This is a genomic window from Saccharopolyspora rectivirgula DSM 43747 (assembly GCF_000497205.1).
Classification (GTDB): Bacteria; Actinomycetota; Actinomycetes; order Mycobacteriales; family Pseudonocardiaceae; genus Saccharopolyspora; species Saccharopolyspora rectivirgula.
The window spans coordinates 19638-33747 of the sequence record NZ_AYJW01000006.1 but is presented as its reverse complement, the minus strand read 5'-3'; the positions used below and the strand labels follow the sequence as shown (position 1 = coordinate 33747).

The window sequence follows — 14110 nt, the reverse complement described above, 5'->3', positions numbered from 1 at the left end:
GTAGCACCGGCCGGGAGCCCGCAGCGGGCTCCCGGGTTCCCGGAAGGAGCGGGTAAGTGCCAAGGATTTCCTTGCGGTCCGAAGCGGTTTCCGCCCGGCTCTCCCGGCTGTCCGCCGTGGACGAGCTGAAAGAGCAGGTGTACCCCGGAACCAAACAGGTGCGGCAACCGGTGCACACCTGCTACGTCCCGGCCGACCAGGTGGGGGCCGGCACGGTCCGCGAGTGGGGTCAGCAGGCGCTCGCCGCGCTCGACGAACACGCGGGTGGGCCCGAGGACTTCACCGACATCCTCGGGCTCGCCCCGCAGATCGCGCCCGCGGTGCACGAGCGGGTGCGCTGGAAGCTCCGCCGGGAACCGGTGGAGGACTTGCGGATCGACTTCGAAGACGGCTACGGCAACCGCCCGGACGAGGTCGAGGACGCCGACGCCGAACGCGCCGCCGAGGTGGTCGCCGGGTGGTTGCAGGACGGGGCCGAACCGTTCTGCTTCGGGTTGCGGGTGAAGTCCTTCGACACCCCCGAGCTGCGAGCCCGTTCGATCCGCACCTTGGACATCTTCCTCACCGCCCTGCTGCAGCAGTGGGGCAGTCTGCCGAGCGGTTTCGTGGTGACCTTCCCGAAGGTCATCAGCGCGCTGCAGGTGGAGGTCTTCGTCGAGCTGCTGGAACTGCTCGAGCAGCAGCTCGGGATTCCGGACAACTCGCTGCGGTTCGAAATCCAGGTGGAAACGCCGCAGTCCGTGGTGGACGCGGAGGGGCGGATCGCGCTGCCCCGGTTCGTGCGGGCGGCCGGTGGCCGGGTGTCCGGATTGCACTTCGGCACCTACGACTACACCGCCAGCTGCGGGTTGACCGCCGAGCACCAGCACCTGGCGCACCGGGCCTGCGACTTCGCCCGCCACGTCATGCAGGTGTCGGCGGCCGGTACCGGCATATTCCTCTCCGACGGTTCCACCAACGTGCTGCCCGTCGGCGACCAGGTGCGGTCCGGCTGGCGCACGCACTACGAGCTGACCAGGCGTTCCCTCGAGCACGGTTTCTACCAGGGCTGGGACCTGCACCCCGGACAGCTGGTGACCAGGTACGCCGCGGTGTTCAGCGCGTTCCGGGAAGCCGCCCCGGCGGCGGCGCAGCGGATCGCCGACTACGTCGCGGCCACCACCGGTTCGGTGCTCGACGAACCGGCCACCGCCCGGGCGCTGGCCGGCTTCTTCGTCCGCGCGCTGGACAACGGCGGCACCGATGCGGACGAGGTCCGCCAGCTGACCGGATTGGACGAGCAGGCCCTCCGCGACTTGGCGCGGAACTGACTACAGTGGCTGGTGCCACTGGAAGCAGGACAGCGCCGTTTGCGGAGGGACGCGATGGCCGAGGAAGAGCGCAGCGGGACACCGCAAGACCTGGCCGGACGGCCGGCCCCCAACCAGGTGTTCGGCGAACCCGTCCGGCAGGGCGACACCGTCCTGGTCCCGGTGGCGAAGACCCGCTTCGGCCGGATCGGCGGCGATCGGGGCGTGGGCGTGGTCGGCAAACCGGTCGGCGCGTTCTCCGTTTCCGCCGACGGGAAGGTCGCTTGGCACCCGGCGGTCAGCGTCAACCGCATCGTGCTCGGTGGACAGATCGCCTTGGCGGTCGCGCTGGTCGCCTTCGCGGTGGCGTTCCGGCGCCGCCGCTAGTCCTCCGCCCCCACCGTCATCGGGTCCAACCCGCACCAGTCGCTCAGCTGGGCGGAGACCTCGGCGATGGTCGGCCGCGCTCCCGGGGCCGGTTCCAGGCACGTGTCGACCAGTTTGGCCAGTGCTGCCGGGACGTCCCTGCGGAAGGTGCGCAGCGGGGCGGCCACCTGATCGGTCTGCGGGTAGTACCGGCCGCCGTTGCTGGTGCGCTCCCGGTGGGAGAAGTCGGCCCACGGGGTGCGCCCGCACAGCGACTCGTACAGGGTGACGCCGAGCCCCCAGACGTCCACGGCCGGGGTCATCTCGGCACCCCGCGCCTGCTCGGGGGACAGGTAGTCGAACGTGCCGGCGGAGCTGCGCTCCCCGATCCGACAGGCCAGGCTCAGATCCAGCAGCACCGCTCGTCCGCCCACTGCGACCACATTGGATGGTTTGACGTCCAAGTGCACCCAGCCGCGCCGGTGCAGGTAGCCGAGCACCGAGCACAGTTGCATCCCCAGCACCGCCACGTCCGGCGGGTCCAGGGGGCCGTGCTCGGCTATCAGGTAGCCGAGCGTGCTGCCGGGCACGGTTTCGGTGATGACGGCCGGGCGCACCGGGGGGAGGGTCTGAACGATCTCGTAGCCGCGGACCAGGTTCGGGTGGGTCAGCTGGGTGAGCATGACGCCCTCGTTGCGCAGCCAGCCGAGAGCGCGCTGGTCGTCGGCCCGATCCGGGCGGAGGGTCTTGGCCACGCAGCGGCAGCTCCGGTCCTCGCTCCAGACGTCGTAGACGTCGAGCCGGCTCCCCCGGCGCAAGTGCGCTACTACTCGGTAACCCGTGGCGAGCAGTTCTCCGGGGGCGAGCACCTGCCTGGTGGCTGGTGAGCTGGTCTCCTCGGAGTAGTAGGAAGCTGAAGTATCAGCGGACACCATCGTCGGCAGGCGGCCCGGTCAACTGAGACTGCGCCGTCGGTAGTCGCTGGAGGAGCGACGTCGCCGATGATCGCTGCTGGAGAAGCGGCGCCGGTGATCGCTGCTGGAGCGGTAGCGCCGAGGCGCACTGCTGGAGTGCCCGTGCGAAACGTGCTTGGCCGGCGAGACCAGCTTGAACAGCTTGGAGAAGTCCACGAACGACCCCTTCCGCGATCTGCGCAACATATCGACTGGCGGGGCCATTCTCCTCGTATTTCGCGATTTGGTCGAGGCTTTTCGGTTTGTTGCCGCCCCGGCAGGCGCACCCGGGGCGGCAACGAGGCGCCGGCGAGCGGCCGGCGCAGCTCTCACGTGGAGCGGTGGTGCAGTGCGGCCGCGGCGTCGACGATCCCGTAGCCGTCGAGCGGGGTGTACACACCGCGGGTGTCGAGGTAGGGGTTGCGCGCCGTGCTCAACAGCGCTTCCTCCACCCCGTCGGCGTCCAGCCCCTGAGCAGCCAGCAGCGCGGCGACCCCGGAGACGTGCGGGGCGGCCATCGACGTGCCCGCGAAGGCGTCGTAGTCGGCGCCCCCGCACTCGCTCGAGCCGGTGCCCCGCGGAACCGTGGAGATCACGTCCTCGGTGCAGTCCCCACTGGCCCCGCCCGGGGCGGCGACCACCTTCATGTCGGGCTTGATCCCGAAGTTGGAGTACAGCGAATGCTTCTCTTCCTGGTCGGTCGCGGTCACGCACAGCGCCCCGGGCTCCCAAGCCGGGGTGGCGCACAGCGGGAAGGTGTCGTTGCCCGCCGAGGCGATCACCACCACGCCCTTCTCCCGGGCGTAGGCGATCGCGTCCTTGGCCTCGGACTGCAGGCCGAGCAGCGTCAGCAGCTGGGCGCCGGGCTGCGCGCCGAGGCTCATGTTGATGACATCGGCACCGTGGTCGGCTGCGTAGCGAATGCCGGCGGCGATGTCGGCGAACGAGCCGGAGCCGTTCTCCAGCACCTTGATCGGCATGATCTTGGCGTTCGGTGCGACGCCGGCGATGCCGGTGCCGTTGTTGGCCGCCGCCGCGGCGATGCCGGCGACGTGCGTGCCGTGCACGTCGGTTTCCTGTCCTACCCCGTCAACTCCTTTCCAGTCCCCGTTCCCGCAGGGCGCTGGCTCTTCTTCGCAGACGAAAGTGGCGCCGGGGACCAGGTTCGGCTTCAAGTCCGGGTGTTCGAGGTCGACGCCGGTGTCCACCACGGCGATGACCGCGCCCTCCCCGGTGCTCGTGCCCCACGCTTCGCGGGCCCGCACTTGGTCGAGCCCCCACTGCTGCTCAGCGAGCGGATCGCCGGAGGGTTGCCCGGCCGCCGTGGCCGGGACTGCGACGACTGACATGCCGATCAGTCCCGCAGTGATCAGAGATCGCATCCGCATTGCTGCTCCCAGAGGTTGGTGCAACTTCACGCGGAAAACGACGGAGCGATGAATGTGTTGCGCAACATTCTCGAAATGCAGCTGAGCGCAGCATCCAATTGCGACATTGGGACCAGCGTTCCGGTTATCGCCCGTTAATTTCGGATGGAAGCAGCAGTGGGGGAGAGGTCGTGCAGCGGTGCTGGTTGCTGCGTTCGGAGTCATGACCCGCTGCTCCGGACGTGCGGGGGAGCGCCTGGAGCAGCGGTGGGGAAGAAAATCCTTTGTTGCTCCGGTGTTGCGCTACCCGGTCGCCGGTTCGCCGGTGTCCGAACCGGACAGCGCGGTCCGCGTCCCGCCCCGGGTGGTGGTGAACAGCAAGTTCAACAGCAGGGCGACGATGCACCCGGTGCTGATGCCGGAATCCAGGATGGTGCGCAGGGATTCGGGGAAGTGCGCGTAGAACTCCGGTGCCACCACCGGGATCAGGCCGATGCCCAGGGAGCCGGCCACGATCAGCGCGTTGAATGGGTCGCTCAGCTTCGCCTTGCTGAGCGTCCGAATGCCACTGGCGGTGACCGAGCCGAACAGCACCAGCGCTGCGCCGCCGAGCACCGGTTGCGGCACCAGGGCGATCACCGCGCCCACCACAGGGAACAGTCCTAACAGGATCAACAGGAAGCCACCGGTGGCCACCACGTAGCGGCTGCGCACCCGGGTCAACGCCACCAGGCCGATGTTCTGGGCGAAGGCGCTGCAGGTGAAGCCGCCGAAGACCGCGCTGAGCGCGCTGCCGGCGCCGTCCGCCCGCAACCCGGCCGCGATGGTGCGCTCGTCGGCCGGGCGGTCCACGATCTCGCCGAGCGCGATCATGTCCGCCGTGCTCTCCATCATGGCCACCAGCATCACGATGCAGATCGCGACCGTGGCGGTGATGCTGAACGACGGGGCTCCCAGCGCGAAGGGCAGCGGCGCGTCGAAGATCGGCGCCTGGCGGAAGGTCGTGGCGTCCACCTGGCCCAACGGCCAGGCGATGAGGGTGCCGGCCACCAGCCCCAGCAGCAGGGCGATGCGGTTCCAGAACCCGCGGAGGAACCGGTTGAACAGCAGCACGAGGACGAACGCGGTCGCGCCCAGGGCGATCTTCTCCGGGGCGGCGTAGTCGGCCGCACCAGGGTCTTGGCCGGCTATCCAGTTGATGGCCACCGGCATCAGGGACAGGCCGATCAGCGTGATGACGGTGCCGTTGACCACCGGGGGGAAGAAGCGGACCAGTCGGGAGAAGGCCGGCGCCACCAAGAAGGCCAGCGCCCCGGCAACCAGCACCGCTCCGTAGACGACCGACAGCGGGTTCTGCGTCCCGTCCTGCTGCCCCGTGATCGCCAGTATCGGTGCCACGGAAGCGAAGGTGACGCCGTTGACGAACGGCAGCCGGGCACCCACGCGCCAGATGCCCAGCGACTGCAGGAGGGTGGCGATGCCGGCCGAGAACAAGCTGGCCCCGATCAACAGGACCAGCTCCACCGGGGGAAGGCCGATGGCTTCACCGATGATCAGCGGTGGGGCGACAACGCCGGCGTACATGGCGACGACGTGCTGCAGCCCGTAAACGGTCATCCGACCAGCCGGCAGCACTTCGTCCACCGGGTGCGAATCAGATTCCGCCGGGCTGCTCTTGCGTCGCGTCCGGAAGAAGGGCATGGGGGCTCCTGGAACGCGGGAAAACCGGTGATCTCATCCTTCTGCCAGCTGCTGACTGCTGTTTTTCGCTGGTGTTACGGGTGGTTTCGCCGTCCGCACGGCGCGGGAGCTGTCGTGGTGACCGGGGTCGCCGGTTGCTCGGCGACCCCGCTCCGGTCCTCGTTGGACGCGCGGTGGTTCTTCTCGGGACTTCAGAATTCCGGCAGGCTGTACCAGGCCATGGGGTCCTCTTCGGCGTCGTCGCGCTTCACGACACCTTCGATGAGCCCGTACGGTCGGTCGGCGGCGTGGAAGACCTCGTTGTTGTTCTCCAGGCCGCAGAACGACAGGTCGACCAGGAAGTGGTGCTTGTTCGGCAGGGACAGCCGCACTTCGGCCACTTCCGGGTGCTTGGCGAGCACGGCTTTGCCCATCTCGTAGAGCGTTTGCTGCAGCGCCAGGCTGTGGGTGACGGCGAACGCCTCCAGCATCGCCGAGCGCACCGATTCGAACGTCTTCCCCCAGTCGACGTCGGTGCTCGAGTACCGCCACCGCGCGGTGACCGCGGTGGCCAGCACCCGGTCGTCGGTTTCGGCGAGCGTGGTGTACTCGTCCTTGACGTAGCCGGAGAACTCGGAGCCGGTGGATTTGAGGACGAGCAGGTCCTTCAGCCCGGAGACCACGTGCTCGCGGTCGCCGTCGATGGTCACCGCGGTGGTGCGCTTCTCGTCGCTGCTGCGCAGGAACGAGTGGTCGTGCCCGGAGCCGCCGACCGGGATCCGGTCCCAGCTGTGCTCTTCGACCAGGATGCGGGCGCCGTGCACCGTCGGCTGGGAGGAGACGAAGTGCCGGCCCAGTCGCAGCGCGAAGTCCTCTATCTCGCCGACCGGCTGCTGCTTGGCGAAGGCGTAGACGGTGTTCTTCTGGGTGTCGGTGGGCAGGACCGCCGAGTTGTCGCCTTCGTGGTGGGTGGCGTCGAAGTCGCCGCGCAACGACGTGCTGACGGTGAGGTCCTTGATGCTGTGCCGGGGGGTGCTGCGGTCCACCGCAACCAGGCGGACTTCCGCCTTGCCGTACTGGTTGGCGCCGATGACGATCCCCATTGGTGGTCAACTCCCTCGATAAGTGGAATAGGCGAACGGGCTCAGCAGCAGGGGGACGTGGTAGTGCTGCTCCGGATCGCTGATCCGGAAAGCGATCTGCACTTGCGGGTAGAACGTCTCGACCCCGCGGTCCGCGAAGTAGGCGCTGGTCTCGAAGGTCAACCGGTAGTCGCCGGCGGTGAGCCGGTCGGGGCCGAGGTCGCGGATCCGCCCGTCGGCGTCGGTGGTCGCCTCGGCGATCGCCGTCCAGCCCGCGCCGTCGTTCTGCTCCAGTCGGACGGTGATCCCGGCGGCCGGGGTGCCTCGGCTCGCGTCCAGCACGTGCGTGGTGACGGCGCTCATTGCTCAACCACCTTCATCAGTCGAAGTCGGGCGATCTTGCGCAGTTCGTCAGCGACCACGGCCATTTCGGTCTCCGGGTCGTTGTCCAATCTGGAGTGCAGGATCTCCAGCAGTTCCGCGCCGCTGCGGCCGCTGGCGCAGACGAGGTAGACGTGCCCGAATCGGCGCTCGTACTCGGCGTTCGCCTCTCGCAGCTGTTGCATCAGCCGCTCGTCGGCTGGGTCCACACCGGACTGCTCGGTGCGCGACCAAGCTGCGGTGCTCGACCTCTCCGACGGGCGTTCGCCGATGCGCGGGTGCGCGGCCAGCGCGCGGTGGATCTCGGCGCGGGTGAGCCCGGGGGCGGCGGTGTCCGCTGCTCGGTAGAGGTGGGTGGCGGTGGCGAACGGCCGCTGCCGGATGATGTCGTCGGCCCACCGGGGGACGTCGAGGCAGGCGAGCAGTTCCGGGGCGAGTTCGTCGGCCGGTAGGGAATTGATCCTGGGCAGGCCTGGCGTGGCTGGTGTCGGCATTCCGGCCCTCCGGACGGGGCGTTCTCGTCAATCACTGCGGTCCTGGCAGCTGGTGAGGCAGAAAACTACGGCCAACCCCGCAAGGTGTCAACAGTTTGTTGAACTAGCTGGTCAGCGTGATCAAGAGGGGAATTTCCTGGTCAGGGGTGGACGAGAACGGCATCGAGTCCCGGCGTTCCGCCGGGCGGCGGAAGCGGCAGGACCACCCGCTCGCAGCAATCAGCCGCGTTCCCGGTTGAGGTAGTTGTAGACGGTGAACCTGCTGACGCCCAGTGCTCTGGCCACCGCCTCCACGGACTTGCGCACCGTGAACGCGCCGCGCTCCTCCAGCAGGCGGACCGCGCGCTGCTTCTCCTCCCGCGGGAGGTCGGCCAGCCGACCACCCAACTCCGCCTCCACCTGGGCGATCAGCCGGTCGAGCGCGGAAACCAGCCCCGCGTCCGGCAGCCGCACCGCGATCGCGGGACTGCCCTCCCAGTGCAGCACGACGTCCCCGGGCTCCCGCTCGTCCAGCGGCACGGCGACGGCGCCGATCTGCTCCAGCAGCGGGGCTATCGCGGTGGCCAGCGGATGCACGCCACCAGCCTAAGCCCGCTCTTCGGGGGAGGGCGTCGCGGATATCTGCAACGTGATTCGAGTCGCCCCCGCGCTCAGCGCGGCGTCCAGCATCTGCGCGAGAGCGGGCAGCAGCTCCTCGCGGTCCGCTTCCAGGGTCGTGCCGAACGGCCCGAAGTCCGGTTCCAACCCCGCGGTGCGCAGGCAGTCGCGCGCCGCCACGGCGTGCTCCGGCGGATCGCCTTCCCCGCGGAAGGGCTCGGTGGTGAACTCGGCTCGCAGCATCATCGGTCCTCCCCGGACGTGCCGTGGTCGCCTCTGCCGCGACCGAGTCTTCCGGATTCGCCGCGAGCGGGGAAGGCGGTGTGCCGGTGCTGGGGGTGGGCGGTGCCGGATAATGCCCGGTTGCGGGCAGCAAGAGCGGCCGACCGGAAGCGGGGGAACCCTGGTGCACATCGAACGTTTCGACGTCAACCTCTCCATCCTGTTCACCGAGCTGGACCTGCTGCAACGGCCGGCGGCGGCCAAGGAGGCCGGGTTCAGCGCGGTCGAGTTCTGGTGGCCGTTCGCCGAACCGGTTCCGGCCGACCGGGAAGTCGACCGGTTCGTCCGCGCTGTCGAGGACGCCGGGGTGCAGCTGGTCAGCCTGAACTTCTTCGGCGGCGACATGCCGGCGGGGGAGCGCGGCGTGCTCAGCAACCCGGCCCGGGCCGACGAGTTCGCCGACAACGTCGACGTGGTGGTCGGCATCGGGGAACGGCTCGGCTGCCGGGCGTTCAACGCGCTCTACGGCAGCCGCGTCGACGGGGTCAGCGCGGCGGAGCAGGACGAGACCGCCGTCGAGCAGCTGGCCCGAGCGGCCACCGCCGTCCAGCGCATCGGTGGCTCGGTGCTGGTCGAACCGCTGTCCGGGACCCCCGGCTATCCGCTGCGGACCGCGGCCGACGCGCTCGCGGTGGTCCACCGGGTCCGCGAGCAGGCCGGTGCGGGCGACGTGCGATTGCTGTGCGACCTGTACCACCTCGCGGTCAACGGCGACGACCTGGACGCGGTGATCGACGAGCACGCCGCCGAGATCGGGCACGTGCAGCTCGCCGATGCGCCGGGCCGCGGGGAACCCGGCACCGGGCAGCTCGACTTCGGGCACTTGTTGGGCAAACTCGACGCAGCCGGCTACCGGGGCAACATCGGGCTGGAGTACCGGCCGAGCGGTGCCAGCGCGGACAGCTTCGGGTGGATGGACCGGCTGCTGCGGTGAGGAGGCGGCCAATGAGCAAGATCGGTTTCATCGGACTGGGCATCATGGGCGGACCGATGGCGGCGAACCTGGTCCGCGCCGGCCACGAGGTGACCGGTTACAACCGCAGCCCGGCCAAGACCGAGCGGCTGGTCGAGCAGGGCGGTGCAGCGGCGTCCAGCGTGGCCGAAGCGGTCCGCGACGCCGACGTCGTCATCACCGTGCTGCCGGACTCGCCGGACGTCGAGGCGGTGGTGCTGGGCGAGGACGGGGTGCTGGCCAACGCCCCCGAAGGGGCTTTGCTCATCGACTGCAGCACGGTCCGCCCGGACGTGCCGCGGCGCATCGCCGAGAGGGCCGCCGGTCGACTTCGGGTGGTCGACGCGCCGGTCAGCGGCGGAGAGCCGAAGGCGATCGACGGAACGCTGTCCGTGATGGTCGGCGCGGCGGAGGAGGACTTCCCCGCGGCCCGGGAAGTGCTCCGGGCGGTGGGCTCCACCGTCGTGCACGTCGGCCCGGTCGGCAGCGGTCAGACGGTGAAGGCGGCCAACCAGCTCGTCGTCGCCGGCAACATCGCGCTGCTGGCCGAGGCCCTGGTGTTCCTGGAAGCGCACGGGGTGGAGACCGGCCCGGCCCTGGAAGTGCTGGGCGGCGGGCTCGCCGGGAGCGCGGTGCTGGACGCCAAGGCGGAGAAGATGCGCGAGCGGGAGTTCGCTCCCGGTTTCCGGCTCGAACTGCACCACAAGGACCTCGGCATCGTGCAGGACGCCGCCCGCCAGCGGCAGCTGGTTGCGCCGCTGACCGCGCTGGTCGGCCAGCTGGTTGCCGCGGCCAACGCCCAGGGGGACGGAAAGCTCGACCACTCCGCCCTGTTCCGCCAGATCGCCCAGCTCAACGGGCGCGATTGAGCGATCGGAGATCGGTTTGGCCACTCCCGTGCTGCTCGCCCCGGACAAGTTCAAGGGGTCGCTGACCGCTGCCGAGGTGGCGGCGGCGCTGGCCGACGGCATCCGCCGGGTCGCCCCGGGCGTCGACGTCCGGCAGGCTCCGGTGGCCGATGGCGGGGACGGCACCGTCGCCGCCGCGCTGGCCAGCGGCTTCCAGCCGGTGCCCGTCACGGTCAGCGGGCCGCTGGGGGAGCCGGTGGACACCGCGATCGCGGTTCGCGACCGCACCGCGGTGGTGGAGTTGGCGGCGGCGTCCGGGTTGGCGCTGCTGCCGCCGGACCGACTGGACCCGCTCCGGGCCAGCAGCCTGGGCACCGGGCAGGCGCTGCGGGCCGCGCTGGACGCCGGCGCGGACACGATCGTGCTGGGGGTGGGCGGTAGCGCCTGCACCGATGGCGGTGCCGGGTTGTTGGCCGCGCTGGGGGCGCGGTTGACCGATGCGGCGGGACGGCCGTTGCCGCCGGGGGGGGGTCCGCTGGCCCGCCTGGAATCGGTGGATCTGTCCGATTTGGATCGACGCTTGGCCGATCGGGAGATCGTTCTCGCTTCCGATGTGGACAATCCACTGCTCGGGTCGCACGGGGCAGCTCGGGTGTACGGGCCGCAGAAGGGCGTTGGGCCCGAGCAGGTGGCCGAGCTGGAGCGCTCGTTGGAGCGCTGGGCGCGGGCAGTGGTGGCTGCCGGTGGGCGCGATGCGGCCGCGCAGCCGGGCGCGGGAGCCGCCGGCGGGGTGGGGTTCGCCGCGCTGTCGGTGCTCGGCGCGCGGATGCGCCCCGGCGTGGAGGTGGTGCTGGAACTGGCCGGTTTCGAGCGGCTGCTGGCCGGCAGCGGCCTGGTGGTGGTCGGGGAGGGCTCGCTGGACGAGCAGACCCTCCGCGGCAAGGGGCCGGCCGGAGTGGCGGCCCGGGCGCGCGCCGCCGGGATCCCGGTGGTGGCGGTGGTCGGGCGCTGCCGGTTGTCGGCCGCGCAGCTGCGCGAGGCCGGTATCGCCGACGTGTACGCCCTGGTGGACCTGGAGCCCGATTCGCAGCGGTGCGTGCAGCAGGCGGCGCCGCTGCTGGGCCGAGTGGGCGAGCAGCTGGCTCGCGACTGGCTGAGCGGGACTTGAGCGGCGGTGCGGCCTTGACCGCGCACCGCAAACTGTTCAACATTTTGTTGAACACCTCGAGGAGGTCCCGTTGGACGAAACCGCGCCGTTCGATGTCGTCTTCCGCGCCCGGCGGATGATCGGTCCGGACGGGGAAGTCCCAGCAGCCGTGGCCGTGCGCGACGGCCGGATCGCCGCGGTCGAGCCGCCCGACGCGGACCTGCCAGCCGCCCGCACCGTCGAACTGCAGCCGGACGAAGTGCTGCTGCCCGGGCTGGTGGACACCCACGTGCACGTCAACGAGCCGGGCCGCAGCGAGTGGGAAGGCTTCGAAACCGCCACCCGAGCGGCCGCGGCCGGTGGGATCACCACCGTCCTGGACATGCCGCTGAACAGCCTGCCGCCGACCACCGACCCGCAGGCGCTGGCGGTCAAGCACCGCGCGGCGCGGTCGAAGGTGCACGTCGACGTCGGCTTCTGGGGTGGCGCCGTGCCCGAGAACCTCGCCGGGCTGCGCCAGTTGCACGAGGCCGGGGTCTTCGGCTTCAAGTGCTTCCTGCTCCACTCCGGAGTGGACGAATTCGCCCCGCTGGACTCCGATCAGCTCGCCCGGGCGATGGAGGAGATCGCCGCCTGCGACGCGCTGCTGATCGTGCACGCGGAAGACGCCGCCTCCATCGACTCCGCGCCGCAACCGAGCGGCCGGCGCTACGCCGACTTCCTGGCCTCCCGCCCGCCGCGCGCCGAGCGGACCGCGATCAGCGGAGTGCTGGAACTGGCCCGGAAGACCGGGGCCCGCGTGCACGTCCTGCACCTGTCCTGTGCGGACTCGCTGGCGGAGATCGCTGCCGCTCGAGCGGACGGGGTGCGGGTCACGGTGGAGACCTGCCCGCACTACCTGACCTTCTGCGCCGAGGAGATCCCCGACGGCGCCACCCAGTTCAAGTGCTGCCCGCCCATCCGGGAAGCCGGCAACCGCGAACTGCTCTGGCGAGGACTGGCCGAAGGAACCGTTGACTGCGTGGTCAGCGACCACTCGCCGTGCACGCCGGAGCTGAAGCGCTTCGACACCGGTGACTTCGGACAGGCCTGGGGCGGGGTTTCCAGCCTGCAGCTGGGCCTGTCCGCGGTGTGGACCCAGGCCCGGCAGCGCGGCCACCAGCTGGCCGACGTCGTCCGGTGGATGGCCGCCCGGCCGGCCGAGATCGCCGGGGTGGCGGGCAAGGGCGCGATAGCTCCCGGGTTCGCCGCGGACTTCTGCGTCTTCGCGCCCGACGAAGCGTTCGTCGTCGATGCCGCCCAGCTGCAGCACCGCAACCCCGTCACCCCGTACCACGGGCGCCCGCTGGCCGGCGTCGTGCGCGCCACCTGGTTGCGCGGGCAGCTCGCGTACCGCCCCGGAGAGATCCCGCCGCCCGCCGGGCACCTGCTCGACCGAGCCGGTTGAAGCGGCACCGCTCCCCACCCATCGCCCAGGAGGACTTGATGAGCAGCACCGCCCCGTCCCCGGCCGTCCTGCCGGACCTGGCGTCCCGCGCGGTCGGCGGCAGCGTCGTCCACGCCAACGACGAGCTGTTCGCGGAACGGGAGAACCTGATCAAGCCGGAGGAACCGGTCTTCCAGCCCCACACCTTCGGCCACAAGGGACAGGTGTACGACGGGTGGGAAACCCGGCGGCGCCGAGAACCCGGCCACGACTACGCGATCGTCCGCCTCGGCCTGCCCGGTGCCATCCGCCAGCTCGTCGTGGACACCGCGTTCTTCAAGGGGAACTACCCGCCCGAGGTGTCGGTGCAGGCCTGCGCGGTCGAGGGCTACCCCAGCCCGGACGAACTGATGGCCGCGGAGTGGACCGAGATCCTGCCCAGAACACCGGTGCGGGGCGACGCCCGCAACACCTTCGACGTGGACGACGACCACCGCTACACCCACGTCCGGCTGTGCCTGCACCCGGACGGAGGCGTGGCCCGGTTGCGGGTGCGCGGGGAACCGATCGCGGACCCGCGCTGGCTGCCGGCCCGGTTCGACCTCGCCGCGCTGGAGAACGGCGGCCGGATCGCCGGCTGCAGCAACATGTTCTACTCCTCGCCGACCAACCTGCTGCTCCCCGGCCCGGCCCGGGTGATGGGCGAGGGGTGGGAGACCGCGCGGCGCCGGGACGACGGCAACGACTGGGTGAGCGTGCAGCTGGCCGCCCCGGGGATCGTGCACTGGGCGGAGCTGGACACCAGCTGCTTCGTCGGCAACGCCCCCGGGTGGGCCGCGCTCTCCGGGTGCGACACCCGCGAGCACGACCCCGAGGACCCGCAGAGCTGGACCGAACTGCTGCCGCGCACCCGGTTGCAACCGGACACCCGGCACCGGTTCCGGCTGCCGGTGCGGGCCGAGGTCACCCGGGTGCGCGTGGACATCTACCCGGACGGCGGGATGGCGCGGCTGCGGCTGCACGGCGAAGCCGCGCCGGAGGGGCACCAGCAGCTCGTCCGGTCCTGGTTCAACGCGCTCCCCGAGCCGCAGGCGCGGGAAGTCCTGAGCGGTTCCGGCGGGACCTCCGCGGAGCGGGTGGCGGAGCTGGTCGCGAGCCGGCCCGTGACGGGGGCGCTGCCGGCGGAGCTGATCGGTCTGCTGCCCGACTGACCGCGGTGCGCGGTCGGGCGTTGCGCTACTCCCGC

Annotated in this window: 15 protein-coding genes; 7 read left to right on the top strand and 8 right to left on the bottom strand. The window is 70.8% G+C overall.

The window, feature by feature from the left end:
• The first annotated feature begins 56 nt into the window (after nucleotides 1–56).
• Together SREC43747_RS0102995 and SREC43747_RS0102990 are read left to right on the top strand one after the other, a co-directional pair.
• Entirely contained in the window at nucleotides 57–1310 is a 1254-nt protein-coding gene (locus tag SREC43747_RS0102995; protein WP_029719673.1) for a DUF6986 family protein, read from the top strand.
• A 54-nt stretch (nucleotides 1311–1364) separates the two neighbouring features.
• On the top strand, nucleotides 1365–1676 hold the full coding sequence (locus SREC43747_RS0102990) for a hypothetical protein (protein WP_029719672.1): 312 nt from the start codon (nucleotides 1365–1367) through the stop codon (nucleotides 1674–1676).
• Here the strand turns inward: SREC43747_RS0102990 and SREC43747_RS0102985 are convergent.
• The 8 genes from SREC43747_RS0102985 to SREC43747_RS0102945 all read right to left on the bottom strand — a co-directional run bounded on the left by SREC43747_RS0102985 (nucleotide 1673) and on the right by SREC43747_RS0102945 (nucleotide 8455).
• Nucleotides 1673–2590, bottom strand: a complete 918-nt coding sequence (locus tag SREC43747_RS0102985) for a serine/threonine-protein kinase (RefSeq protein WP_029719671.1) — start codon at nucleotides 2588–2590, stop codon at nucleotides 1673–1675. The two genes, SREC43747_RS0102990 and SREC43747_RS0102985, sit on opposite strands and share 4 nt — an antisense overlap.
• Nucleotides 2591–2937: 347 nt before the next feature.
• Nucleotides 2938–3996, bottom strand: coding sequence for a S8 family serine peptidase (locus SREC43747_RS0102975; RefSeq protein ID WP_029719670.1), 1059 nt, complete (start codon nucleotides 3994–3996; stop codon nucleotides 2938–2940).
• 282 nt (nucleotides 3997–4278) lie between these two features.
• A complete protein-coding gene (locus SREC43747_RS0102970) occupies nucleotides 4279–5676 on the bottom strand; it encodes a nucleobase:cation symporter-2 family protein (protein WP_051387621.1) in 1398 nt (465 codons plus the stop codon).
• Between the two features lie 191 nt (nucleotides 5677–5867).
• Nucleotides 5868–6758, bottom strand: a complete 891-nt coding sequence (gene pucL, locus SREC43747_RS0102965) for a factor-independent urate hydroxylase (protein WP_029719668.1) — start codon at nucleotides 6756–6758, stop codon at nucleotides 5868–5870.
• Nucleotides 6759–6764: 6 nt separating this feature from the next.
• The gene (gene uraH / locus SREC43747_RS0102960) at nucleotides 6765–7100 is read right to left on the bottom strand and encodes a hydroxyisourate hydrolase (RefSeq protein ID WP_029719667.1); all 336 of its coding nucleotides are present in this window, start codon (nucleotides 7098–7100) and stop codon (nucleotides 6765–6767) included.
• Nucleotides 7097–7612, bottom strand: a complete 516-nt coding sequence (gene uraD, locus SREC43747_RS0102955; RefSeq protein WP_029719666.1) for a 2-oxo-4-hydroxy-4-carboxy-5-ureidoimidazoline decarboxylase — start codon at nucleotides 7610–7612, stop codon at nucleotides 7097–7099. Before uraD ends, uraH begins: the two co-directional genes overlap by 4 nt.
• A gap of 219 nt (nucleotides 7613–7831) precedes the next feature.
• Nucleotides 7832–8188, bottom strand: coding sequence for a helix-turn-helix domain-containing protein (locus tag SREC43747_RS0102950; protein WP_029719665.1), 357 nt, complete (start codon nucleotides 8186–8188; stop codon nucleotides 7832–7834).
• Nucleotides 8189–8197: 9 nt separating this feature from the next.
• On the bottom strand, nucleotides 8198–8455 hold the full coding sequence (locus tag SREC43747_RS0102945) for a thiamine-binding protein (RefSeq protein WP_029719664.1): 258 nt from the start codon (nucleotides 8453–8455) through the stop codon (nucleotides 8198–8200).
• Nucleotides 8456–8615: 160 nt separating this feature from the next.
• Here SREC43747_RS0102945 and SREC43747_RS0102940 point away from each other — a divergent pair, with 160 nt between their 5' ends.
• The 5 genes from SREC43747_RS0102940 to alc all read left to right on the top strand — a co-directional run bounded on the left by SREC43747_RS0102940 (nucleotide 8616) and on the right by alc (nucleotide 14075).
• Nucleotides 8616–9425 carry a hydroxypyruvate isomerase family protein gene (locus tag SREC43747_RS0102940; RefSeq protein ID WP_029719663.1) on the top strand — a complete coding sequence of 270 codons (810 nt, stop codon included), beginning with the start codon at nucleotides 8616–8618 and terminating at the stop codon, nucleotides 9423–9425.
• Between the two features lie 11 nt (nucleotides 9426–9436).
• Entirely contained in the window at nucleotides 9437–10312 is an 876-nt protein-coding gene (locus tag SREC43747_RS0102935) for a 2-hydroxy-3-oxopropionate reductase (RefSeq protein ID WP_029719662.1), read from the top strand.
• Nucleotides 10313–10328: 16 nt separating this feature from the next.
• Nucleotides 10329–11459 carry a glycerate kinase gene (locus SREC43747_RS0102930; RefSeq protein ID WP_152528300.1) on the top strand — a complete coding sequence of 377 codons (1131 nt, stop codon included), beginning with the start codon at nucleotides 10329–10331 and terminating at the stop codon, nucleotides 11457–11459.
• Between the two features lie 70 nt (nucleotides 11460–11529).
• Nucleotides 11530–12885 carry an allantoinase AllB gene (gene allB, locus SREC43747_RS0102925; RefSeq protein WP_029719660.1) on the top strand — a complete coding sequence of 452 codons (1356 nt, stop codon included), beginning with the start codon at nucleotides 11530–11532 and terminating at the stop codon, nucleotides 12883–12885.
• Between the two features lie 38 nt (nucleotides 12886–12923).
• On the top strand, nucleotides 12924–14075 hold the full coding sequence (gene alc / locus SREC43747_RS0102920; protein WP_029719659.1) for an allantoicase: 1152 nt from the start codon (nucleotides 12924–12926) through the stop codon (nucleotides 14073–14075).
• Nucleotides 14076–14110: the final 35 nt, after the last annotated feature.

Bases quoted from the DNA above. Each gene is read 5' to 3' on its own strand.
- SREC43747_RS0102990 (WP_029719672.1), top strand. From the start codon at position 1,365: ATGGCCGAGGAAGAGCGCAGCGGGACACCGCAAGACCTGGCCGGACGG.
- SREC43747_RS0102985 (WP_029719671.1), bottom strand. From the start codon at position 2,590: ATGGTGTCCGCTGATACTTCAGCTTCCTACTACTCCGAGGAGACCAGC.
- SREC43747_RS0102975 (WP_029719670.1), bottom strand. From the start codon at position 3,996: ATGCGGATGCGATCTCTGATCACTGCGGGACTGATCGGCATGTCAGTC.
- SREC43747_RS0102970 (WP_051387621.1), bottom strand. From the start codon at position 5,676: ATGCCCTTCTTCCGGACGCGACGCAAGAGCAGCCCGGCGGAATCTGAT.
- pucL (WP_029719668.1), bottom strand. From the start codon at position 6,758: ATGGGGATCGTCATCGGCGCCAACCAGTACGGCAAGGCGGAAGTCCGC.
- uraH (WP_029719667.1), bottom strand. From the start codon at position 7,100: ATGAGCGCCGTCACCACGCACGTGCTGGACGCGAGCCGAGGCACCCCG.
- uraD (WP_029719666.1), bottom strand. From the start codon at position 7,612: ATGCCGACACCAGCCACGCCAGGCCTGCCCAGGATCAATTCCCTACCG.
- SREC43747_RS0102945 (WP_029719664.1), bottom strand. From the start codon at position 8,455: ATGATGCTGCGAGCCGAGTTCACCACCGAGCCCTTCCGCGGGGAAGGC.
- SREC43747_RS0102935 (WP_029719662.1), top strand. From the start codon at position 9,437: ATGAGCAAGATCGGTTTCATCGGACTGGGCATCATGGGCGGACCGATG.
- alc (WP_029719659.1), top strand. From the start codon at position 12,924: ATGAGCAGCACCGCCCCGTCCCCGGCCGTCCTGCCGGACCTGGCGTCC.